Source organism: Psychrobacter sp. NPDC077938, assembly GCF_044542635.1.
Taxonomy (GTDB): Bacteria; Pseudomonadota; Gammaproteobacteria; order Pseudomonadales; family Moraxellaceae; genus Psychrobacter.
Genome location: NZ_JBITUW010000002.1, coordinates 614,592 through 636,523 on the forward strand (window position 1 = coordinate 614,592; position 21,932 = coordinate 636,523).

The 21,932-nt window shown below is 44.5% G+C and carries 15 protein-coding genes; 9 read left to right on the forward strand and 6 right to left on the reverse strand.

Features of this window, described 5'->3' with window-relative positions; all coding sequences use genetic code 11:
- Positions 1–58 precede the first annotated feature (58 nt).
- The 5 genes from hisC to ACIGBM_RS06040 all read left to right on the forward strand — a co-directional run bounded on the left by hisC (position 59) and on the right by ACIGBM_RS06040 (position 5,797).
- On the forward strand, positions 59–1,201 hold the full coding sequence (gene hisC / locus ACIGBM_RS06020; protein WP_397477089.1) for a histidinol-phosphate transaminase: 1,143 nt from the start codon (positions 59–61) through the stop codon (positions 1,199–1,201).
- A 110-nt stretch (positions 1,202–1,311) separates the two neighbouring features.
- On the forward strand, positions 1,312–3,645 hold the full coding sequence (locus ACIGBM_RS06025; RefSeq protein ID WP_397477090.1) for a bifunctional prephenate dehydrogenase/3-phosphoshikimate 1-carboxyvinyltransferase: 2,334 nt from the start codon (positions 1,312–1,314) through the stop codon (positions 3,643–3,645).
- A 195-nt stretch (positions 3,646–3,840) separates the two neighbouring features.
- Positions 3,841–4,803: an EamA family transporter RarD gene (gene rarD / locus ACIGBM_RS06030; RefSeq protein ID WP_397477091.1), complete on the forward strand. Its 963-nt coding sequence runs from the start codon at positions 3,841–3,843 to the stop codon at positions 4,801–4,803.
- A 42-nt stretch (positions 4,804–4,845) separates the two neighbouring features.
- Positions 4,846–5,283, forward strand: a complete 438-nt coding sequence (gene folB / locus ACIGBM_RS06035; protein ID WP_397477092.1) for a dihydroneopterin aldolase — start codon at positions 4,846–4,848, stop codon at positions 5,281–5,283.
- The gene (locus ACIGBM_RS06040) at positions 5,243–5,797 is read left to right on the forward strand and encodes a 2-amino-4-hydroxy-6-hydroxymethyldihydropteridine diphosphokinase (protein ID WP_397477093.1); all 555 of its coding nucleotides are present in this window, start codon (positions 5,243–5,245) and stop codon (positions 5,795–5,797) included. Before folB ends, ACIGBM_RS06040 begins: the two co-directional genes overlap by 41 nt.
- A gap of 172 nt (positions 5,798–5,969) precedes the next feature.
- Here the strand turns inward: ACIGBM_RS06040 and cysE are convergent, their stop codons facing one another.
- From cysE to ggt, 5 genes are all read right to left on the reverse strand, one after another.
- The gene (gene cysE, locus ACIGBM_RS06045) at positions 5,970–6,878 is read right to left on the reverse strand and encodes a serine O-acetyltransferase (protein ID WP_397477094.1); all 909 of its coding nucleotides are present in this window, start codon (positions 6,876–6,878) and stop codon (positions 5,970–5,972) included.
- Between the two features lie 189 nt (positions 6,879–7,067).
- On the reverse strand, positions 7,068–7,949 hold the full coding sequence (locus tag ACIGBM_RS06050) for an RNA methyltransferase (protein ID WP_397477095.1): 882 nt from the start codon (positions 7,947–7,949) through the stop codon (positions 7,068–7,070).
- Positions 7,949–8,329: an Hpt domain-containing protein gene (locus ACIGBM_RS06055; protein ID WP_397477096.1), complete on the reverse strand. Its 381-nt coding sequence runs from the start codon at positions 8,327–8,329 to the stop codon at positions 7,949–7,951. Before ACIGBM_RS06055 ends, ACIGBM_RS06050 begins: the two co-directional genes overlap by 1 nt.
- A 72-nt stretch (positions 8,330–8,401) precedes the next feature.
- Positions 8,402–12,121 (reverse strand): DNA polymerase III subunit alpha, encoded by a 3,720-nt coding sequence (gene dnaE / locus ACIGBM_RS06060; protein WP_397477097.1) that lies wholly within the window; start codon positions 12,119–12,121, stop codon positions 8,402–8,404.
- A gap of 294 nt (positions 12,122–12,415) precedes the next feature.
- Positions 12,416–14,374, reverse strand: a complete 1,959-nt coding sequence (gene ggt / locus ACIGBM_RS06065; protein WP_397477098.1) for a gamma-glutamyltransferase — start codon at positions 14,372–14,374, stop codon at positions 12,416–12,418.
- Between the two features lie 339 nt (positions 14,375–14,713).
- Here ggt and ACIGBM_RS06070 point away from each other — a divergent pair, with 339 nt between their 5' ends.
- Positions 14,714–16,807: a hypothetical protein gene (locus ACIGBM_RS06070; RefSeq protein ID WP_397477099.1), complete on the forward strand. Its 2,094-nt coding sequence runs from the start codon at positions 14,714–14,716 to the stop codon at positions 16,805–16,807.
- Positions 16,808–16,862: 55 nt separating this feature from the next.
- A complete protein-coding gene (locus ACIGBM_RS06075) occupies positions 16,863–18,455 on the forward strand; it encodes a hypothetical protein (protein WP_397477100.1) in 1,593 nt (530 codons plus the stop codon).
- A 150-nt stretch (positions 18,456–18,605) separates the two neighbouring features.
- Here the strand turns inward: ACIGBM_RS06075 and ACIGBM_RS06080 are convergent, their stop codons facing one another.
- Complete coding sequence (locus tag ACIGBM_RS06080; protein WP_397477101.1) at positions 18,606–19,133, reverse strand: Spy/CpxP family protein refolding chaperone; 528 nt, start codon at positions 19,131–19,133, stop codon at positions 18,606–18,608.
- 365 nt (positions 19,134–19,498) lie between these two features.
- On the opposite strand from ACIGBM_RS06080, the gene ACIGBM_RS06085 reads away from it, so the two are divergent.
- A complete protein-coding gene (locus ACIGBM_RS06085; protein ID WP_397477102.1) occupies positions 19,499–20,185 on the forward strand; it encodes a response regulator transcription factor in 687 nt (228 codons plus the stop codon).
- A gap of 14 nt (positions 20,186–20,199) precedes the next feature.
- Positions 20,200–21,837, forward strand: a complete 1,638-nt coding sequence (locus ACIGBM_RS06090; protein ID WP_397477103.1) for a sensor histidine kinase — start codon at positions 20,200–20,202, stop codon at positions 21,835–21,837.
- Positions 21,838–21,932 lie beyond the last annotated feature (95 nt).

Here is a 21,932-nt window from a genome sequence, read left to right on the forward strand (position 1 = left end):
TAGCTTTTAGAGATAGTATTCAAACAAAGCATTTATAGATACCATCTAAGGATAAATCATGCAGACTACTCAATTGATCGCGTCAGATCTATCGCCGTTAACGCCAGCTTACGACAGTATTTTGGCAGTGGCACCTTATCAAACCGGTAAGCCAATTGAGGAGCTGACACGTGAGTATGGTGTCTCAGATGTGGTCAAGCTGGCTAGCAATGAGAATCCAATGGGATGCTCGCCACGAGTGACGCTAGCAGTGACTGAGCAGCTAGGACAATTGTCGCGCTATCCTGATGGCAACGGCTACTATCTAAAGCAAGCACTGGCTGACTTTAACGATGTCAATGCCAATCAAATTACCTTGGGTAATGGCTCTGATGATTTGCTCGATATTTTGGCACGTAGCTTTGTGGGTGCTGATGATGCCATCGTCTATAGTCAGTATGCTTTTGTGGTATATTCTATGCTAGCGAAGATGCAAGGTGCCACGGGCATTGAAGTACCTGCTCAACGCTTCGGCCACAATCTAAAAGCCATGAGCCAAGCGGTACAAGACAATCCGAATACCAAAATCGTCTTTATTGCCAATCCGAACAATCCAACGGGTACGCAGCTAGAGCAAAAAGAGCTGTATCAGTTCGTTGCCAGTGTGCCAAGCTCAGTCTTGGTGGTACTAGATGAAGCTTATATCGAGTATAGTCCTGAGAGTAACAACCGCACACTATTAGATGAGTTCGATAATGTCATTATTGTGCGTACTTTTTCTAAAGCTTATGGGCTGGCAGGTTTGCGCGTCGGTTATGCCCTAAGCTCGGTGGCAGTTGCTGACTTATTGAACCGAATTCGTCAGCCATTTAACGTCAGCCGTGTCGGTTTGGCTGCTGCTGCTGCTGCACTTGCCGATCAAGACTTTATCGAAAAAACTCGTCTGATAAACGATGAGCAAATGCGTTGGTTAGAAAAGCAGTTTGACGCGCTAGGATTGGGTTTTGTGAAGTCGCATGCCAATTTTATTATGGTCGAAGTGCAGGTTGAGATGGAAGATATAACTGCTGCTTCTATCCATCAGGCACTACTTGAACAAGGCGTTATTGTCCGTCCGTTGGATGCTTATGGATTACCTAACTGGCTGCGTATCACAGTAGGTGTGGCTGAAGACAACCTACGTTTGATTGATACTCTGCGTTCTATTTTGACTGAAGACTAAGCGTATCCATAAGTGCTTTGTAATTTAAAAATTGTTCTTAATTAGCCATTAAAATTTATAACACTAAGACTGGCCCTATCTATGTCTTAGTGTGTCCAACGAGAAAAGCCGTGAGTAGTCAGAAAAATAATAAACTTCAATCGCCTCTAAATACTACGCCATCTATATTTAAACAAGTTTGTGTGATTGGACTTGGGCTGATTGGTGCCAGTTTTGCGCAAGCTATTAAAGATAATGGCTTGAGCGAGCGTTTGGTAGCAGTCGATAGGCATGCACCAAGTATCACAGAAGCCATCGAGCATGGTCTGCTAGATGCAGGTAGTGCAAACTTACAGGACGTCATCGCTGGCAGTGATTTAATCATTATTGCAGTGCCAGTACAGGCTGTTCAAGCAGTGTTTGTTGATATCAAACAAGCGATAGATAACGGACAGCTTACCAGTGATTGCATCATGACGGATGTCTGTAGTACTAAAGTCAATATCATTGATGCCGCTAAAGTAGTGTTCGGTTCGCTGCCGACAGGATTGGTGCCAGCGCATCCAATTGCTGGGGCTGAAAATTCAGGGTATCATGCGCGCCGCGCCAGTTTATTTGTTAATCATAGCGTCATTATTTGCGAGCTACCGACGACCAGTGCAACCGCTATTGCAAAGTTGCGACTATTATGGGAATCAGTAGGCGCAAATGTCATGTCAATGGATGCTGAGCACCATGACCGCATATTAGCGCACACCAGCCATTTGCCACATTTACTTGCCTTCAACTTAGTTGAGCAATTGGCAAGCCATGATGACAATTTAGATATGTTTCGTTATGCCGCTGGTGGGTTCCGCGATTTTACCCGTATCGCTGCCAGTGATCCTAAAATGTGGCATGATATATTTTTTGCCAACCAAAGCGCGATTGTCAGCGCCCTTGATGAGTATGGTGTCTATTTACAGACAATGCGCCAGCTTATCATTGATAAAGATTCAACCGCCCTGATGGGACTTTTGGGCCGCGCGCAAGCCGCACGGCGACATTTCGGCCATATGTTAGCCAGCACCCCTTATACGGATACTTCTGCTATGTCAGCTTCTTATAATATTACCCCTAGCAATACTGTTTCTGGCGCCATCGCCATTCCTGGTGACAAATCTATCTCGCATCGCAGCATTATGCTGGGCAGTCTTGCCACAGGCGTGACAAATGTGACTGGGTTTTTGGAAGGGGAAGATGCGCTAGCAACGCTACAAGCATTCCGTGATATGGGTGTGACTATCGAAGGCCCTGATAATGGCAATTTGACCATTCACGGCGTCGGTATGAATGGTTTAAAACCTAGCAAAACCCCTTTGTACATGGGTAACTCTGGTACCAGTATGCGTCTGCTATCTGGTATCTTGGCGGCGCAATCGTTTGATAGCGTGTTGACAGGTGATACTAGCTTGAATAAACGCCCAATGGAGCGCGTGGCGGCACCGCTACGGTCTATGGGAGCTGTGATTCAGAGTACTGGTCATAGTGGTACTGCGCCGCTGAGTATCACTGGTCGTGATACGGTTGGCAAGCCATTACAGGGCACTGAGTATGATATGCCAGTTGCTTCAGCTCAGGTAAAGTCTTGCTTGCTACTAGCAGGTCTATGGGCCGAGGGTACGACAACGGTCACACAGCCTGAGATCAGCCGTGACCATACTGAGCGTATGCTATCGGCCTTTGGTTACCCGGTAACCGTAGAAGGCAATCGCATCAGTGTCACCGGTGGTGGCACACTAACAGGCGGCGATATCGCGGTTCCTGCCGATATCTCATCTGCAGCGTTTTTTATGGTGGCAGCGGCCATCAGTCAAGACAGCGAGCTGACCTTGACGCAAGTAGGTATCAACCCTACACGTACTGGCGTCATTGATATTCTAAAATTAATGAATGCAGATATTAGCCTAAGCAATGAGACGCATGTGGGCGGCGAGCCAGTTGCTGATATTACGATTCGTAGCTCAAACCTAGTCGGTATTGAAATACCAGAGCATCTTGTACCACTGGCGATTGATGAGTTCCCTGTGCTATTTATCGCGGCTAGCTGTGCACAAGGTCGTACGGTATTGACTGGTGCCAAAGAGCTGCGTGTCAAAGAGTCAGATCGTATCGCTGTGATGGCAGAAGGGTTACATACACTTGGTATTGATTGTACTGTGACTGATGATGGTCTGATTATCGAAGGTAAAGGCGCTGCTACTGAAAACGGTGAAGTAAACAATGACCAACCTGTCTTTGGTGGTGGTCATATTGTCTCGCATCATGATCATCGTATTGCAATGAGCTTCTCTGTAGCCAGTCTGCGTGCATCCAAGCAAATTACCATTGAAGGGGTTGAAACGGTTAATACCAGTTTCCCAGGATTTGCTGAACTTGCCAACCAGATCGGTATGTCTATCCAAGTAGATACTGGTGCTGAGTAAGTCGCTAAGCTATCATTAATTCTTAAAGATTTAATCTAACATCGTTAGCAATGTACTCATGTCACTATTGGCATGAGTACATTGTTTTTTACCTTATAATATCACTGTAGTAACCCTGCGCTTTCACGATTCGATTGACAATAATAATTAGAATTAGGTGAGAGTGCGCTTTGCTCTAAAAAGTTGTCCTATATTATGACTACCCAAAATGTCATCAAAAAACCCGTTGCCCCAATCACCACAACCAGACGCGGCATTATTACTGCGCTTATCGCGTTCTTTATTTGGGGTGGATTTCCGCTATACTTCAAGCAGCTATCTGATTATGATGCGACGGAGATCATAGGTCACCGTATCGTTTGGACGTTTTGTTGCCTACTGATTGTGTTAGTGGCTACCAAACGCTGGGGGTGGATAGAAACGCTCAAGCAAAACCCAAGATGGATTGCACTATCTCTATTGTCCAGTGTGATTATTGCGACCAACTGGCTGACCTATGTATGGGCTGTCAATCAAGACCGTATTCTTGAGGCCAGTTTGGGTTACTTTATCGGGCCATTGGTCGGCGTTGCGCTATCCATGATCTTGTTCAAAGAGCGTTTGCGCACGCTACAATGGGTCGCTATTGGATTTGCACTGCTGTCTGTGGTCATTCAGGTGGTGATGCTTGGCAGTCTGCCGTGGATATCGTTGATTTTAGCATTTAGCTTTAGTACTTACGGGACTATTCAACGACAAACGCCATTGACTGCTGTCGATGCCATGTTTGTCGAGACCGCAATGCTAGTACCGTTATGTCTTTGGTGGTTTTGGCAATCTGATGTAGCAAGTCATCAACTGAGCTTTTGGTTTAGCTCAAATATTTGGCTGCTTATGATCGCAGGTCCGATTACGCTAATACCGCTTTTATTATTCAATAAATCTACCAAGCTCGTTGCATACAGTATTCTAAGCTTTATGAACTATCTGACGCCGACCTTCATTTTCTTTTTGGCGGTGTTCTATTATAAAGAACCGTTCGATTTACATCGTTTGGCAGTATTTGGTTTGATTTGGTTGGGTCTGCTATTATTCAGCATTGACCTGTGGCGCCATCGTCCAAGTAAAGTGTTAAAAGCGGCGCGCCTACGTGAAGAAGCGTTAAAATCAGTTAAGTAAATATTAAAAACACGAAAAAAATTAGCAAACAAGGATGACAGGATGTTTCATACTCAGTCTGATGTTGTATTTATAAAAGGTCTAAAAGTTGAGGCGGTCATCGGTGTTTATGACTGGGAGCGTGCTATCACTCAGCCATTACTCATTGATATCGCGCTTGAGACTGACATTAGCCGTGCTGCTGTATCAGATGATGTCAGCGATGCCCTGAGTTATAAAGAAGTCTGCGATGATGTGAGTGAGTGGTGTAAAGAGATACAAGCAAAGCTGCTTGAGCATTTGGCTGGTCAAATCTCTGATAAGATATTTGCAAAATATGACTGTCAAAAAATAACGTTGAGCATTGCTAAGCCTACCGCTATTGCTCAAGCGGATACGGTAGGGGTGCAAATAACGCGCTATGCGCCAGCATCAACCAACGAGCTAGCTACTAAAGAAGATGCCAAAGAAGTTAACGTCAGCCAATCTGATGATGCATAAAACGTCAATGGATTTGAATTTGGCAACGCTAACACAATGCGCACCTGAGAGTGTGCAAGCGCAGCCTGTGGTAGAGCTAGTGTTAGCGCTAGGTAGTAATTATCAAGCTGACAAGTATCTCCCGCTTGCTCGGCAGCGCTTGGCAGCGCTAGGTGAGGTGCGATTGTCTACGGCTTTTCAAAATCCTGATTTTACTGCAACCTTGGAACAGCCAAAGCCTGACTATACCAATCAATGTGTCCATCTAGCACTGATCACACCTGTGAGCCTACAACAACTACAGCAAACCTTTAGAACGCTTGAAGGCGATTGTCATAGATGTCGACAGACTAAGCCAAATCAAGTACGGCAGGTGACGATGGATATTGATATTTTGATGATTAAATTGGCTGATAAAGAAAATAGCCTAAGCGAAGAGTCGATATCTAAATCAATGTCTGATTGGATTGCAATGGCCGATCGTTATCCATTTAAAGCTCATGAGAAAGCGGGAGTCAGGGAATTGGCCGATTAGATATTTGAATAGCGTTTTTAGGGAAAATTGGTGATAGATTTAGACAGTTAGTAGGGTGACTTATTTTAACTGACACTGACTACATCTGATATTTTTGTAGTAGATAAAACTAAGGGGCGTACAATATATTGTACGCCCCTTAGTTTTATTTCTTTTGCTGAAATTCTAGTAGTTACTTCTGCTCGTTATCTGCGTCATTGATATCAGCACGACCAATCACATCTAAATCTTCTAAACATAGCTTATCATATTCTTTTTTGCAAAAATTGGGATCAATATCGCACATCGCTGACTGTAGTTGATCGAGGCGATTTTCTGACTGTTGAATGTGCTCGAGCATTTTAGCAAAAGCTTCTGCGACAGGGTCTTGTGAATAAGGGTCGATACCATAAGCACGGAAGGTATTGGTACGTTTGGCAGTAGGGGTAGTGTCTTTAGTTTGATCATTGCTCTCACCAGCCTGCGCCACTTTTTCTTGTTGCTTAGCGTCTTGTACTTTTGTCGCGATTGGGTTGCCTTTTTCATCGTGATGATCTGAGATCATACGCGCGGCACTGCCGACCATTGTAGCACCTGCTGGTACTGGTTTGACTACCACTGCATTTGAGCCGATTTTAGCGTTTTTACCGACAGTAAACGGCCCCAAAACTTTTGCACCAGCACCGACCGTTACACCGTCTTCTAACGTTGGGTGACGCTTGCCATTATTCCAAGACACACCGCCCAAAGTAACACCATGGTATAGCGTCACATCGTTACCAATCTCAGCCGTCTCACCGATGACGACGCCGACACCATGATCGATAAAAAACCGTCTACCAATCTTAGCAGCAGGGTGAATCTCGATACCTGTCATGATGCGCGAGCCGTAAGAGATCACGCGAGCGGCTAGTTTCTGTTCATTGTTCCAAAGACAGTGTGCACCGCGATGCAAAACAAGCGCATGTATGCCCGGATAAGTTAGGATCACTTCCAGACTATTACGCGCCGCAGGATCTCGGGTGAATACTGCATCAATATCTTCTTTCAAATCGTTTTTGATAGTAATAAGCGATTTGAATAATTTGGATGGCAATGACATAAAGCGTCCTATCTATTCGTCGGTAGAGTGTCGTTGCGAAAACAGCGATGTCTCTAATCTATGGTCATAAAGTTCGGATAATCAGGAATATATATTTTCGCTAAGCTTCTGCAAGTTATAACAGCTTTATACCGCAAAATATAGTAAAAAGCTGTCAAATAAAGGCAAGCTCATAAACTATGGCTTGTTTTAGTCTTTTGATAGTTTTGCAATCAAAGCGCTTAATAGCTGATATTCTTTTTGATCAAGCTGTAGGCGTGACCCAAGTCTAGACAAGCGTGATGGCAATGACTTTAGATGTTCGCTATTTGCTAATCCACGCTGCACCATAAGGTCAGTGGTGCGCTGAGTAAGCTGTTGCAGCTGCTGCTGATTAATAGCAGGCTCATCCCATTGCTGACGCAAATTCACATTGATTGTTGATTGGGCGTCTGTGCTTGTATCCGAATCTAAACTATCAGCTGTCTGAGTGTGTGTTTGAGCATAAGCAAAAATAAAGCTGGCGATCACTTGCACCGCTGATGCGACATTTAGCACAGGGTAAGCAGGATTGGCGTCGATTTGAATGTGATAATCGGCATAAGCCAATTCTTCATTGGTCAATCCACGGTCTTCACGTCCAAATAGAATAGCAATATTTGATCTGTTAGAAGTAGCAGCAGATGAGTTATCAGCATTATTCTCGTCTGCACTTAACGCTGCCTGTGCATCGATAAAGTCAAACATAATCTTAGCGGCTTGCGTAGGTGTCACGACAGGGCGAGGTAAGTGACGGCTCCGACTGCTAGCAGCAAACACCAACTGACAGTCTGAAATAGCAGATTCTAAAGTGGGTGCAATCAAAGCTGACGATAATAATTCACTGCCACCTGCTGCATGAGATACACTGGTTTCATCAATCGGTAATTTGGGATCGACCACCGTTAAACGAGACAAGCCCATGGTATGCATCGCACGGGCAGCCGAACCAATATTGGCAGGCAAAGTTGTATTAACCATGACCACTTGCAAGCAATCAAGGTAGTCGTTCACTGTATGTGATGATACGGCTAATAAAGCGTCGTTACTCATTATTGTCCCAGTCTCTGATTGATTTCTTGTTCAGCAAGGTGTAACGCAATGGCTATCTCTTCGATCAGGACGGCTTGCTCATTGATACGGCGCTCACGGCAGTATTCTTGTAACTGGCTGCTAAGACGGACTAATTGAGTCGTACCCAAATTGGCGCTGGCGCCTTTTAAAGCATGAGCAGTTTCAAAGCCATTGGCATTATCGTCTTTTTGATGGGCAATTCGCAGCGCTGCAACTCTTTGCTTGCTATCAGCAAAATATACTTGTATCAAATCAACAAAGTCTTCTTCGAGCAGGTCACGCATGTCCTCGAACTGTTCATGATTGATAATTTCTTCATCAGTTTGTCCGAGCATATTATTATTTGTAGTGTCATCCATGGTGGTTGTCCAATTTATAAAAGTTAAAGCAATAAGATTACTATAATGAATTTTTAAAACGTAATGTACGTCTTAGCTGTAATGGAAATGTAAGTTCTCTTCACTGACCAAAGTCTTTAATGTTTGCAGGTTATCGTCATTTGGGTAAACGCGCCAGTGCTCAGACAGTCCGACATTTGCGATGCCATAGACCTCATAAATGCTTAGTCCAAGTGGCAGACAGTTATCATTGATAGAAGCGTCAGTATTACTCAGGGCATTATTGGCATAACTGGCTGACATACCGTTTTGATTGGCCGCATCATGGTTCATGTCGCTCTCTAATGCCAATAAGTCATTACCGTTCTCATCATACAAGCTACCACCCATTGCAGGATCATAGACATTGTTACCGCTGCTACCTTGCTCGTCTTGCTCTTGGTTATAAGCCAGACACGGCTCGGGAATAATGTCAGCTTGGGCTGATTTAAGTAGTGGTTGTAGACGTGTGAGCAAATTAATATCACTACCGTGAACTTTGATACTGATTTTTTTGAGCCAACGTAGTCTGGCATCTACCATACTCATGGCACTATCAAGACGTGCAAATAAGCGTCCATCACGCTCACGGATGCTGCCTTTGATGATGACGACTTCATCGATTTTCAACTGTTCTTTGACACGGTTAAAACGCTCAGCGTAGCAGCTGACCTCGAGTCTCGATGTACCATCATCCAAAGTAATCACGTTACGATTACCAAAGTTGGCAATATCTATGATAAGCCCTGAAAAATAGCAGCTGCCGTTATAACCAGTATCGGTTAACTTATCGAGACGCGCACCAGAGGTATAGCGTTTGAGCTCATCCAAATACTCATTGATTGGATGTCCCGTTAAGTACAGCCCCAAGGTGTTCTTTTCAGCTTTTAGACGGTGTTTGTCACCCCAGATGAGTTCTGGCGTCATCACTAACGGCGGCGCTGCGACCACACCGTCCATTTCACCAAACAAATCCATCATACCGATTTCGCGGTTTTGACGGTCTTGCTCAGCGGCTTGTACGGCGCTTGGCAATTGACTCATCAAGGCGCCGCGAATCTCGTAAGCTTCATCGGCTGGCAAGTCAGGTCGTAGCGTGGCGGCAAAGTCATCAAAACAGCCAGCACTGACCAACGCTTCAAGTGTGCGTTTATTGACTTTTTTGATGTCGACACGGCGGCAGAAGTCATACAAGTCCTTAAAAGGACCTTCGCGGCGACGTGCATCTACGATAGACTCTACTGCACCTTCACCCACGCCCTTGATTGCGCCAAGACCATAGATGATATTGGTCGGAGTATCGGCAACGAAGTGCCATTCACTACGATTGACCGAAGGATTGACTACGGTTAACCCAAAGTTTTCACGGCAGTCATTGATAAAGAACACGACATTGTCGGTGTTGTTCATATCTGAAGTTAAGACCGCTGCCATAAATTCGGCAGGGTAGTATTGTTTTAGATAGGCCGTTTGATAAGCCAATACGCCATAAGCCGCAGAATGCGAGCGGTTAAAACCGTAACCTGCGAACTTTTCCATCAAGTCAAACACACCGCCTGACGTGACCTCATCGATACCTTGTGAGGTGGCACCCGTGACAAAAATATCGCGCTGCTTTGCCATCTCTTCAGGTTTCTTTTTACCCATCGCACGGCGTAGCATATCAGCACCGCCCAAACTATAGCCTGCCATCACCTGCGAGATTTGCATCACCTGTTCTTGATAGACAATAACGCCATTGGTGTTTTCTAAAATCGGCTCAAGATTGGGATGGTCATAAATGACTTCTTCGCGACCATGCTTACGGTCGATATACATCTCTACCATGCCTGCATCGAGTGGGCCGGGACGATACAGCGCACACATGGCGATGACATCTTCGATATTGGTCGGTTGCAGTTTGGCCAGATACTTTTTCATGCCCATACTTTCTAGCTGAAAGACCGCCGTGGTTTTGGCATCTTGCAGCAGCTTATAGGCTTTGCTGTCATCTAGCGGCAAATCTTCCAAAACTAAGGCAGGTACGTTTTCTTTTGCACGGCGCAAATTGATATTTTCAACCGCTGCGTTGATAACGGTTAAGTTGCGTAGACCCAAAAAGTCAAACTTCACCAAACCGACGGCTTCTACATCGTCTTTATCAAACTGGCTGACGCGGTGACCTTCGTCATCACAGTAAATGGCACTAAAGTCAGTGATCTTGTGCGGAGCAATCAATACGCCACCAGCATGTTTACCGACATTTCGGCAGACGCCTTCAAGCTTAATCGCCATCTCCCAAATCTCAATGGCATCTTCATAATCCATATTATCGGGATTAGAGATCAAGTCTTTGAGCTGTGGTTCTTGCTCAAGCGCTTGGCTCAGTGTGATGCCAGGCGTTTTTGGAATCAGCTTGGATATTTTATTGGCTAAAAAGTACGATTTGCTTTGTACGCGTGCCACATCACGCACAACCGCTTTTGCGGCCATAGTACCAAAGGTAATAATCTGTGAGACGGCATCACGGCCATAGGTTTGCGCGACATAATCAATAACGCGGTCACGACCTTCGATACAAAAGTCGATATCGAAATCGGGCATCGATACACGCTCAGGGTTCAAGAAGCGCTCGAATAGCAGATCGTAATGAATCGGGTCAAGGTCGGTAATGTTTAATGCGTATGCGACCAATGAACCTGCACCAGAACCACGTCCAGGGCCTACTGGTACGCCATTGGCTTTTGCCCAGCGAATAAAGTCCATGACGATTAGGAAGTAACCGGGGAAGCCCATGGATAGAATAATATCTAACTCATATGCAAGGCGCTCATCGTATCTCTGACGGAAGTCGCTCCAATTATCAGTACGTGCTTCGACAGGAAACAGCTTATCTAAGCGCTGCTCAAGACCGCGTTGTGACTCGGCACGGAAAAACGATTCAATCGTCTCGCCTTCAGGCACAGGAAAATCAGGTAGGACGTTAATCCCAAGTGTCAAGGTGACATTGCAGCGTGTAGCGAGACGCAAGGTATTATCAATGACCTGCGGAATATCAGCAAATAATTGCTCCATCTGAGCTTGTGTTTTTAGATACTGCTCATCCGAGTAAGTCTGCGGACGGTTTGGATCAGCAAGGACATAAGAGCCTGCAATACAGACGCGGGCTTCATGAGCATCAAAATCATCTTGCTCTAAGAAACGCACGTCATTATGCGCAATGATAGGAATGCTGTGTTTGGCACCTGAATGGATGGCTGCTCTAATAAAAGCATCTTCGCCTGAACGATTGGTACGCTTGATCGCAAAGTATAAACGATCATCAAATTTTGACTGCCATTCAGTAAGTAGTTCATCGGCCTTTTCTGGCATCGAGCCGACCAATGCTTGACCCACGTCTGACTTTTCGGTGAGCAGTACAATCACACCTGCTGCATGTTCTAATATATGACTGCGCTTGATAACTGGCGTGCCATGATTGATAGGATCAGCGCGACCTTCGGTAAACCCGAGCGATACGATACGGGTAATGTTTTGATACCCTTCGTTATTCATCGCAAGTAAGGTAAGACGTGTGTCTTCATTATCCATGATGACTTCACTGCCAATAATTGGCTTGATACCCGCACCTAAGCAGGCACGATAAAACTTCACCGTGGCATATAAATTGGACAAATCAGTCAATGCCAACGCACGCTGATTGTCAGCCGCAGCAGCTTTTACCAGCGGTTTGATACGCACGATAGAATCGGTGATGGAATATTCGCTGTGAATGCCAAGGTGTACAAATGCCATAGAAGACTCTTACTGGTACGATCAAAGAAATAAGCTACCGATAAAATAATTGATTATTATCAATCAATTATGCTGATATCTAGAGGCCGACAAGACCTCGATAGCCATATTGATACGTTTTAAATGGGGTCGTCAATAATAGCATTATTTGCCGCAGACAGCCACAGGTTCAAAGGGTTTAATCTGCGTAAGTTAAGTCATTAAGGTATAAAAACTCGGTTATAGGTAACAGCAAAAAGCCCTCAATGCAACGAAGTATAGAGGGCCATATGATTGATAATTAAAGTCAGTTTTTTAGTAACCAACTACTGCTGCATCGACAATACGTGGGTCAGACGATCCGTAAACACCATTTGGTGTGAGCATGATCGATTGTGTAGATCCCATCGCGGATTTTGGACTGACGGTATGACCCATTGACTCGAGCTTTTTCACTGTGTCGATATTCAGTGCTTTTTCGACTCGAATCTCATCAGGTAGCCATTGATCGTGGATACGCGGCGCATGTGTTGCCTCAGCGATATTCATATCATGGTCGATGACGTTGGAGATAATCTGAGTGACAGTCGTGATGATGCGGCTACCACCTGGACTACCAGTAACGATATAAGGTTTGCTGTCTTTGAATACGAGCGTCGGACTCATAGAAGACAGTGGACGCTTATTGGCCTCCACCGCATTGGCATCGCCACCAAGTAAGCCGTAGCCATTTGGTACGCCCGGTTTGGCAGAGAAATCATCCATTTCATTATTAAGCAGAATGCCTGTGCCATCCGCAACGAGACCAGTACCATAAGAGAAATTCAACGTATAAGTATTGGCTATGGCATTACCTTCTTTATCAACGATAGAGAAGTGCGTGGTTTGATCGCTTTCATAAGGTAGCGGATTGTTCGCTTTGATAGTAGCTGCTGGCGTGGCTTTATTGGGATCAATCAACGTACGCAGTTTATCTGCATAGGCTTGTGACGTTAAGCCGCTGACAGGGACATCGATAAAGTCAGCATCTCCCAGATACTCAGCTCGATCTGCATATGCTAACTGCATCGCTTCCGCCATTAAATGAATAGTCTGTGCGCTGTTTTGTCCGTAGTCTTTGAGCGGATAGCCTTCTAAGATATTCAAAATCTGCACGATGTGAATACCACCAGAGGAGGGCGGCGGCATAGAGACAATCTCATAGCCACGATAGTCGCCTTTGACAGGTTCGCGAGCAATGGCTTGATAATTGGCCAAATCCTCTAGGCTCATGCTACCGCCTGCTTCGTTGACTGCTTTGACCAGTTTTTGAGCGGTCTCACCCTTATAAAACCCATCGGTACCCTGTATCGAAATCCGATTTAGCGAACGCGCAAGCTCAGGCTGCTTTAAACGTTCGCCTGGCTGATAAGCGCTGCCATCAGGCTTAAAAAACACTTTTTTGGTACTTGGCCATTTTTGCAAGCGATCGCTCAGCGCCGTGAGTGACTCTGACAAGCCAGCGGTGACTTCTATACCGTCTTCAGCCAGTGCTATCGCTGGTGCCATAACTTGCTCGCGGCTCATCGTACCATGCTCTTCTAGCGCTTTTAGTAGTCCTGCTACTGTCCCTGGCACGCCAACGGCCAAGCCGTGATAACGAGATAAGTCGCTGACAGCATTGCCTTCTTTATCAAGATACATATCGCGTGAGGCGCTACTTGGTGCTTTTTCACGGTAATCAAGCGCCACCGTTTTGCCTTGTTTGGCATCATAAATCATCATGAAACCACCACCACCGATATTACCTGCACGCGGCAAGGTTACTGCTAGGGCAAAACCCACCGCAACGCCAGCATCTACTGCATTACCGCCGTCCTTTAAAATCTGCAAACCGATATCAGAGGCAAGCGCTTCTTGGGTAGCGACCATGCCGTTTTTTGCCCAAACTGGATGATGAATGGCGTCTTCAGAATAGATGGCTTGGTCACTATTAGTATTGTTAGCATTGTTCGATGTGGTGTTAAGTGTATTTGTCTTCGCTCGCGTGATGCGTTTGGTTTCAGAGAGTACCGTTGGACTATCAGCCATGATGGGCAAGTTTATGGCACTGGTATTGATTGATGTATTGTTGACCGTCGCATTACTTATTGAAGTCGTTGGCTCTACAGCCTGTACAGATATAGATAGCAGTAGCGTACTGGTAATGAGCACGACGCTAGATTTGAGTAAGGTATTAATTTTTGGTTTACGCTGCTGAGCGGTTCGATGGTGGCGAGATAATAACTGTGACATCGCAAAGTCCTTTTTACGCGAGTGGAAAGCATAGAGCTAGGAATTAGGTAAGCCTAAATAGTAACGAAAATATGAAATAGTAGAAAGTTGTTTATTATCTTTTGTGGTGTACGCTTTTATAGCGCTTTGCTGTATCAGCTCTATTTCAAATAAACGAGGCTAATTTTCAAGTAAATGAAGCTAATGATAAGACAATCGTTATATAGAGAAAATTATTTATGAATGAAGAAATCCTTTAAAAATATTCGCTAATATTACTAAATTGTAACGTCTTGTGATATAAATAACGGTACCACTGTACACTCATTATCGACTGTCTATTCATACAAAGAGATTACTATGTCATCACACCATATTAATAACCGCAATCGACAGCGCTACTCTGAGACTGCGCCTGCTTATTTATCGAACACTGATTATAAAAACTATAATGGTAACAATAATAACGGTCATCTATATCCAGCCGGTAAATTGACTTCTATTGCATTGCTAGTTGGTAGTGCCTCGCTTGTACTCGCAGGTTGCCAATCAACTCCAGCTAGCTCAACTTCCAATCTGTCGTCGAATAGTAGCGCCTCTAGTACCATGATGGACTTTAGTGTCGCAGATGCCGCGCAGAGCCAACGTCAGGGTCAAGCTTTTACTGCCAGTCAAAACGCTCAGGCCGCGCGTTATGAGCAGCTGTTTGATCAAGAGAAGTATCCAAATACCGAAAACCAAGCCAAATCACACTTGCTTGCAGCCATTCGTCAACACTTGGCGACCGAGCATGTCGCAGTCGCTACAGCCAACTATCGCTCAGCACCATTCATTGACCCAGATAGTATCGATGTAGGATCGAGTAGTTTGCTCAGAACGATTATAGAAACCTATGCGTATCAGCCTGAGAGTGCATATAGCGAAAGTGATGATGAGCCATACAATGATGACTATAACGATTATGATGACGTGAAAGATTCGATAGAGTCCGACTATCCTAGTGATTATGATCAATCTAGAGCAGAAGCTGAAGCAGAAAGAAGAGCCATTGCTGCTATATTGGCGGAAGCAGGGGAGAATGAGCCGACGAGCAGTGATACCAACAGCGATAACGAGTATGCTTACGATACAGCAGATGACTATAGTAGCGATAATTACAGTAGCGATGACTATGATAATTATGATGAATACAGTAGCGGTACTGAAGGTATGCTCTCAGGAATGTCAGGGTTAAGTCCCAAGTCAATGGCTGCAAAGTATGAAGCCATGCAAATGGCAAAACAGCAAGCTAAGACAGAGACGGTAAATCGTGGCAGCCTACCAATGTCATCTACAGGCATGATTGGCAATATACTTGATATGTTCCACCGTACTCCTGAGCAAATAGCTGCATCCAATGCTTATCAGTATGAGCATTTAATATTCAATAGTGTCAGTCAATACCGTCCCAAGCAGCGCAAATTACAAAGCGTCTATAGCTACGATTACGCCACACCAACGATTAGCTCGTCGATACAAATACCGTTAGCATTTGATTTTAATAATAGCAGTGTCGTAGTAGATCCATCGGCCATCATGCCGATTGTTGCACTTGTTAACCCTGAGAATACGCCACTACCAGCACAGATGACCTCGCACACGGTGAGCTTTGGTTTGCCTGAAAGTGTCACGGCACAGTTGCCACCAGCGGTGCTCTACGATGCGGTGCTCAATGCGATACAGAGCAGCATGGCTGAGCTGGCGCCTGAGTATTTTAGCGCAGTAGATATCAGTGGTGACGCGTTTGCCAAAGAAGTCGGTGCGACTCGTGCAGTCAAAGTCTATTTTGGTAGTCAGCAAAGCGGTGAAATAATTGGCAAGACGCTCAAATATGTGACGAGATCACTGCAAGAATACGTAGATGCCAATCCAGATAAATATCCTGATGGTGCCGCACTAAAGACAGCACTTGCTAAAGCGCAATTATACAATAAAGGCTATCAAAGCGCGGATGTCGGTTCGCTATTGCAGCTGATCGAAGCCATCGGTCCTATCTCGTTTAATCAAATCAACTACTATTACTTAGACAGCTCAGATCGACTGCTGGCCAAGCAGCAACGTGTCAATATCGGTAGTGATTTTATGGGGTCGACCACAACCATGCTAAACCAAGTACGTTACGATAAAGCCAGCTTTAACCGTCATGCCTTGACACCACTGCTTGCTGAGTCTTTTGGTTCAGACGCTACGCCTCCTATCGATGGCAATGCATGGATGGCTAAGCAGCGCGAGAAAAAAGACAGATTACAAACGGCTCGTTATGCACGCTACGACTATCAAGATAGCGGTGTCGAAGGTGCTTATAGCAGTGATGAATATGGCCGTGATGAGTATGGTAACGATAATGACAATGGTGCAAACGCTGTCGATGAGAGCCGAGTTGACGATGCTCAAGATGATATGAATGAAAAATAGAAATCAAATGACATCATCTTATTGCATTTACGCTCATATCTATTAAGGATAAAAAATGAAAACAGTACATCACACCATTGCACAACGTCTGCCATTTAAGACTAAAAATAATCTGCTAATAACCAGCGCATTTTTGACAGGGGTGCTGTTGTTAACAGGTTGCCAGTCTACCAGTTTGGGCCAGTCCAACACGGCGGCTGTAAAACAAGCACCTAGCATTGCAAAAAAAACACTAGAAACAGCACTACAAAAACAGCGTCGTCAGTCCTTTAGCTATCATAGTAATCTTGAAATTGGTAATAACCAACAATTTACAGATGCCGATACTAATACTAGTACGGAGAAAATGGCGGCATCAGACTATGTAGATGAACACTGCGAAGAGGCACATGACCAAGCGTACGCCGCTCTAATCCTGCAAGCCGAACAGCAAAACAAAGATATCTTGGCAGTGGATTATGATACTAAGCGTGACAGCATAAGGCAGTCGTATTTTGAGTGCGTAGATGCCTATCATGCATGGGATGACCATCAATACGATAGCGATGTAAAAGTAGCACCAGATTATCAGGCGCTATTTGATAATTATGAAGATAAACAAAGACCGTTAGATAGGAAGAAAGCACAGTTATTAGAGGAGTATCTACTAAAGCCGCTTTCTATCGACTCTCAAGGGATCTATCAACCGATGGCAGGCAAGGCTACGATGCTCGCTAGTGCGCAATATCAAGCACGTAATCATCACAGCAGTATCAACCAGCCTATTTATATGGATCTTAAAAACGGTGATATTTACCTATGGGCAGATAATTTTGCAATTCTAAACTCAGAATTGTTAGATGATAAACTCGGTACAAAATGGCAAAACAAGTGGTTAAAAATAGCCATTGATGATGGTACATTGCCTAAAGGATTTGGTGGTGAAGTCATCAAAAGCCACTTTGTGGCGTTAGATGCGACTTATGATGCGGCTCCTGTCAGTCAGTTTAATTATGTTGCCCCTAACTCACTTGCATCACTGTCTCCAAAACTGCCCGCGCACCAGTTATCGGCTATGTTACCAAGTGATCAAATCATTCGCCGAGTACAACGCTTTGAGGATTATCAAGCGTCGCAACAGAAATATATGCAGATTTTTTATGATCGGATCAGTGAAAAATACCCAGAGCTAGTACAAGAACCCGAACCGATGACAGCGTTTGAGTCGATTCAAAATCCAAAGGCATTCACCAGTAAGTCTGTTGTACAAAAAATACTGGCTATGATAAAAGATCAAATGAATGAGGAAGCAACGATAGGTGAGGTCGTTGCCAATACAGAAGTACAGGAACTGTACGGGTTTGATAAACGCGGTCAACTCAAGTGGGAGCACTTACGTCGTCAGTTAGATAACACTAGCGAAGCGAATAACAACAAAGGCATGAGGATAGATGTGTTGCAGCAGTATTCTACTATTAGCAATAAGGACTTAGCGTTTCCTAACCTACCAAGCAATGTGCAAACGCCGAACGCTAGCAATAGTATTGATTTACGAAAGTATGCTCCAGAGCTGCTGCAATACTATCAAGATGGTAATGGCACGGCAGTAGGTAAGATGGTCTTTAACATGTTGCCGATGGTCAGAGAGCGTTTTGGTTCGGTTGAGTAACTGATTAGAGTATTAATGAGTAAATAGAAAGCATTATTAGTTTTTGAACAGGATAATTTTGCATTAAAAAAAAGCGCACCTATTAATGGCGCGCTTTTTCATTTTATACGTATACAGCGGGGCAAAATAACACTTTTCCGGAGTGGCTTATTACATACCTTGATGCTGTTTGTCATGGCCTTTACGATCTTTTGAATGCTTGCGACCTTTTTCTTGTCTCTCTGACTTCATCTGTTCCATCTTTGCACGTTGCTCAGCAGTCAACACTTGAGCGATGGCATGTTGGGTTTGTACACGTTCGATAAAGCGTTGCTTTTCTTTTGCCGCTCGTTGATCAGCCAGACGGTTTAAAGCAGTAGTATTCAAAGTGCTGGCATTGGTCAGCGCTTGTATTTGCTGATCCATTTGCGCGCGTTCTGCTTGATGTTCTGCACGGTCAGCAGTGCGATCGCCACGTTTGTTTTGCATGATGGCTTTGATTTGCGCTTGCTGTGTCGCTGTTAGATCCAATTTTGACATTGGGCCTCTCATCTCACCTTTTTTCATGCCATCTTTGTGGTTCTTTTGCATTTGCGCAGTTGGCGTTGTATCAGTGGTTGCGTTAACGCTGGTGCAAGCGGTCACGGTAAATATGCTAGACGCTGCTAATACTGAGCCTAATAGTAATTTTTTCATCATAATATCCTTGATTACATTGAGTTTGATTTCATAAGCACTAAATTTTTATCTCGCAAGTAGCATCTGTTGAACGTGATCGCTCGTTATGGTCAGCCATCTTAGAAATGCAATACTTGCTGTTGATAGGAGTATATTACGACAGTTAAAGGTTACGAACATTTATGAAGTATTAAGAAAGGTAACGTTTCTGGTGAATTAGCAAGTGCTTGCCTGATAATATGGTTAACTACCGTCTACGAGCAATAAAAATGCCACGGCGGCAATTTCGCTAACCATACTACAGTGACATTTGTACGTGGACTTATTGCGCCATGATTATTATAGATTGAGTAAATAGAGATAAATAAAAATTAAAGGAGAGAAGCATGCCAAACATCCTGATAGGCGATGACGACGAAGAGTTGACTCAGTTATTGCAAGAGTACTTGGACAATCACGGCATTCGCTGTGACTGCGTGCATGATGGTGCAGCAGTCATACAACGACTCAAAATAGTGGCACACGAAGATACGGTTTATGATTTACTCGTACTCGACATTATGATGCCGAAACTGGATGGGTTGAGTGTGCTGCGCCAATTACCAAATATTATCGATATTCCAGTCATTATGTTGACCGCAAAAGGGGAAGAGATTGATCGTATCATTGGTCTAGAGCTTGGTGCCGATGATTATATCACCAAACCTTGTAACCCTAGAGAGCTGCTAGCGCGTATTAATGCAGTGATTAAACGTACCAATACGACCGCATCAGAGCATACTCCGTTGCCAGAGAGTCGTTTGCATCTTGACCAAAACCAACGCGCCTGTCAGATAGATGGGGTAACGCTACAAGTCACTGGTACAGAGTTTGATCTGCTCGTGGCCTTGCTTAAACAAAAAGGGGAGGTGGTAAGTAAAGCATGGCTGTCAGAGAATGTCTTGCAGCGTGAGTTACAGCCATTTGACCGTAGCCTCGATGTACATGTATCTCGCTTACGCAAAAAACTTCAACCTTTCCACGATGAGCCAATAAAAGCGGTGCGTGGAAAAGGTTATCAACTGGTGTTGTAATGACGGACATATCGATGAAAGCTGCTGAGCAGACCCTCAAAAAAGCACCTAAGTTTAAGGTGCGTATTACCTTGTTTTGGCGTCTGTTTCTGAGCCTATTATTGACGATTTTAATTACTTCTGTATTGTCTATCATGGTAGAGCGCTGGCTAGCTGAAAAAGAGCTGACCTCTCGTATGGATGTGCAAATCGATAGCCTATTGATAAAGCGTGAAGAGATGGTCGCGTCACTACGGGCTGGTGATGTAGAGTCTGTCAGGCAGATGTATCGTCAAGACCGCCAGTTGATGAATCAAATCAGAGTCTATGATGAGCAGGGCGCTATTATCTTCCCACGTTACCGTGACAAAGACGATCGCGCGCAAGGACAATTGCAAAGTGGTCGGCAGCTAATGGATCGTGCGATACAACCGGTGCGACCAGTGTCGCCTAGACCACCTAGAGTAGAGAATAATGCGTATGGTGTAGAAGGTCGCAATGCTGATAATAGACTGCGTGAGCACGACAATGAGATACCAAAAGAGAAGCCGTCTTTTTGGCAAAAATTCCTAAAGCCAAGAACGGCAAGTAGTGTCGCAGTAGCTGATATCGATACTCGTCCTGAACTGGCCGATATGTCTATTGAATTACCTGATGGTCAGTCAATCATCATACAGTTGCGTCCGCACTTGCGTTTTTCAGACGTGGTAGAGATACAGCACGGCAATTTTCCAATACGTTTGCTATTGATCGTTATCTTTAGCGTATTGGTCTGCATATGGCTCAGTCGTACGCTAACCCAGCGAATTGGCCGTGTACAAAAGACAGTACACCGTATGATTGATGGTAATTATCAAGCCAACCCAGAACTGTCTAAGATGGGTGATGATGAGTTGGGGCTACTAGCTAAAGACGTTGCCCATCTATCGACGAGACTGGTTGACAGTGAGCTGGCACGCAAGCAAATGCTCAGTGATATCTCACATGAGCTGCGTTCGCCGCTTGCTCGTCTGGATGTAGCGACTGAGCTGACTCGAGACTTTGCGCCCAATGCCAATCGCTATCTAGACCGTATCGATAAAGAATCTACACGAATGAATGAGCTAATTGAGCAAATCATTCATATTCAATCCCTGCAAATGCAGCAATATACCGTCGATAATTTGGAAAGTGAGGCAGTCGACATATCTGACATCATTAGTAATATCGGAGAGGATGTCTGCTTTGAGTTTCAACATAAAGACGTACATTGGCAATGGCAACCGCCTGTAGTATCAGCGCTAGATAGTTTGGAAGGATTTTGGACAGTCCAAGGTAATGCAGAGCAGTTGTATAGCGCGCTTGAAAATGTTATTCGCAATGCCTTTATGCACACGGCAGCGGGTTCGACAGTGATTGCTAAAATAAAGGCAATACAAATGGATAATAAGGCACCAGCTGTTCAAATTAATATAACAGACGAAGGTGGCGGTGTCGCAGACAAAGACTTAGAACGTATTTTTCATCCCTTTGTGCGGCTCGATACTGCTCGGCATCGTGATACTGGCGGCTATGGTCTTGGATTGGCCATTGTTCATGCTGTAGTAATGGCGCATAAAGGATATATCAATGCTCATAACCGACAAGATGGTATTCAAGGGTTGGTGGTTCAAATCGTGCTACCTAGCAGATAAAAAGATAAATAATGCAGAAATAATTTATGTAACCAATATGCGTTTATCCTGTATTTGTAATGTGTATAAGCGCACATTTAGTAGTAGATAAAAGC

What these genes read in the sequence shown, in the direction of transcription:
- hisC (WP_397477089.1), top strand. Translation starts at nt 59, where the DNA reads ATGCAGACTACTCAATTGATCGCGTCAGATCTATCGCCGTTAACGCCA.
- rarD (WP_397477091.1), top strand. Translation starts at nt 3,841, where the DNA reads ATGACTACCCAAAATGTCATCAAAAAACCCGTTGCCCCAATCACCACA.
- folB (WP_397477092.1), top strand. Translation starts at nt 4,846, where the DNA reads ATGTTTCATACTCAGTCTGATGTTGTATTTATAAAAGGTCTAAAAGTT.
- ACIGBM_RS06040 (WP_397477093.1), top strand. Translation starts at nt 5,243, where the DNA reads ATGCCAAAGAAGTTAACGTCAGCCAATCTGATGATGCATAAAACGTCA.
- cysE (WP_397477094.1), bottom strand. Translation starts at nt 6,878, where the DNA reads ATGTCATTGCCATCCAAATTATTCAAATCGCTTATTACTATCAAAAAC.
- ACIGBM_RS06050 (WP_397477095.1), bottom strand. Translation starts at nt 7,949, where the DNA reads ATGAGTAACGACGCTTTATTAGCCGTATCATCACATACAGTGAACGAC.
- ACIGBM_RS06055 (WP_397477096.1), bottom strand. Translation starts at nt 8,329, where the DNA reads ATGGATGACACTACAAATAATAATATGCTCGGACAAACTGATGAAGAA.
- dnaE (WP_397477097.1), bottom strand. Translation starts at nt 12,121, where the DNA reads ATGGCATTTGTACACCTTGGCATTCACAGCGAATATTCCATCACCGAT.
- ggt (WP_397477098.1), bottom strand. Translation starts at nt 14,374, where the DNA reads ATGTCACAGTTATTATCTCGCCACCATCGAACCGCTCAGCAGCGTAAA.
- ACIGBM_RS06070 (WP_397477099.1), top strand. Translation starts at nt 14,714, where the DNA reads ATGTCATCACACCATATTAATAACCGCAATCGACAGCGCTACTCTGAG.
- ACIGBM_RS06075 (WP_397477100.1), top strand. Translation starts at nt 16,863, where the DNA reads ATGAAAACAGTACATCACACCATTGCACAACGTCTGCCATTTAAGACT.
- ACIGBM_RS06080 (WP_397477101.1), bottom strand. Translation starts at nt 19,133, where the DNA reads ATGATGAAAAAATTACTATTAGGCTCAGTATTAGCAGCGTCTAGCATA.
- ACIGBM_RS06085 (WP_397477102.1), top strand. Translation starts at nt 19,499, where the DNA reads ATGCCAAACATCCTGATAGGCGATGACGACGAAGAGTTGACTCAGTTA.
- ACIGBM_RS06090 (WP_397477103.1), top strand. Translation starts at nt 20,200, where the DNA reads ATGAAAGCTGCTGAGCAGACCCTCAAAAAAGCACCTAAGTTTAAGGTG.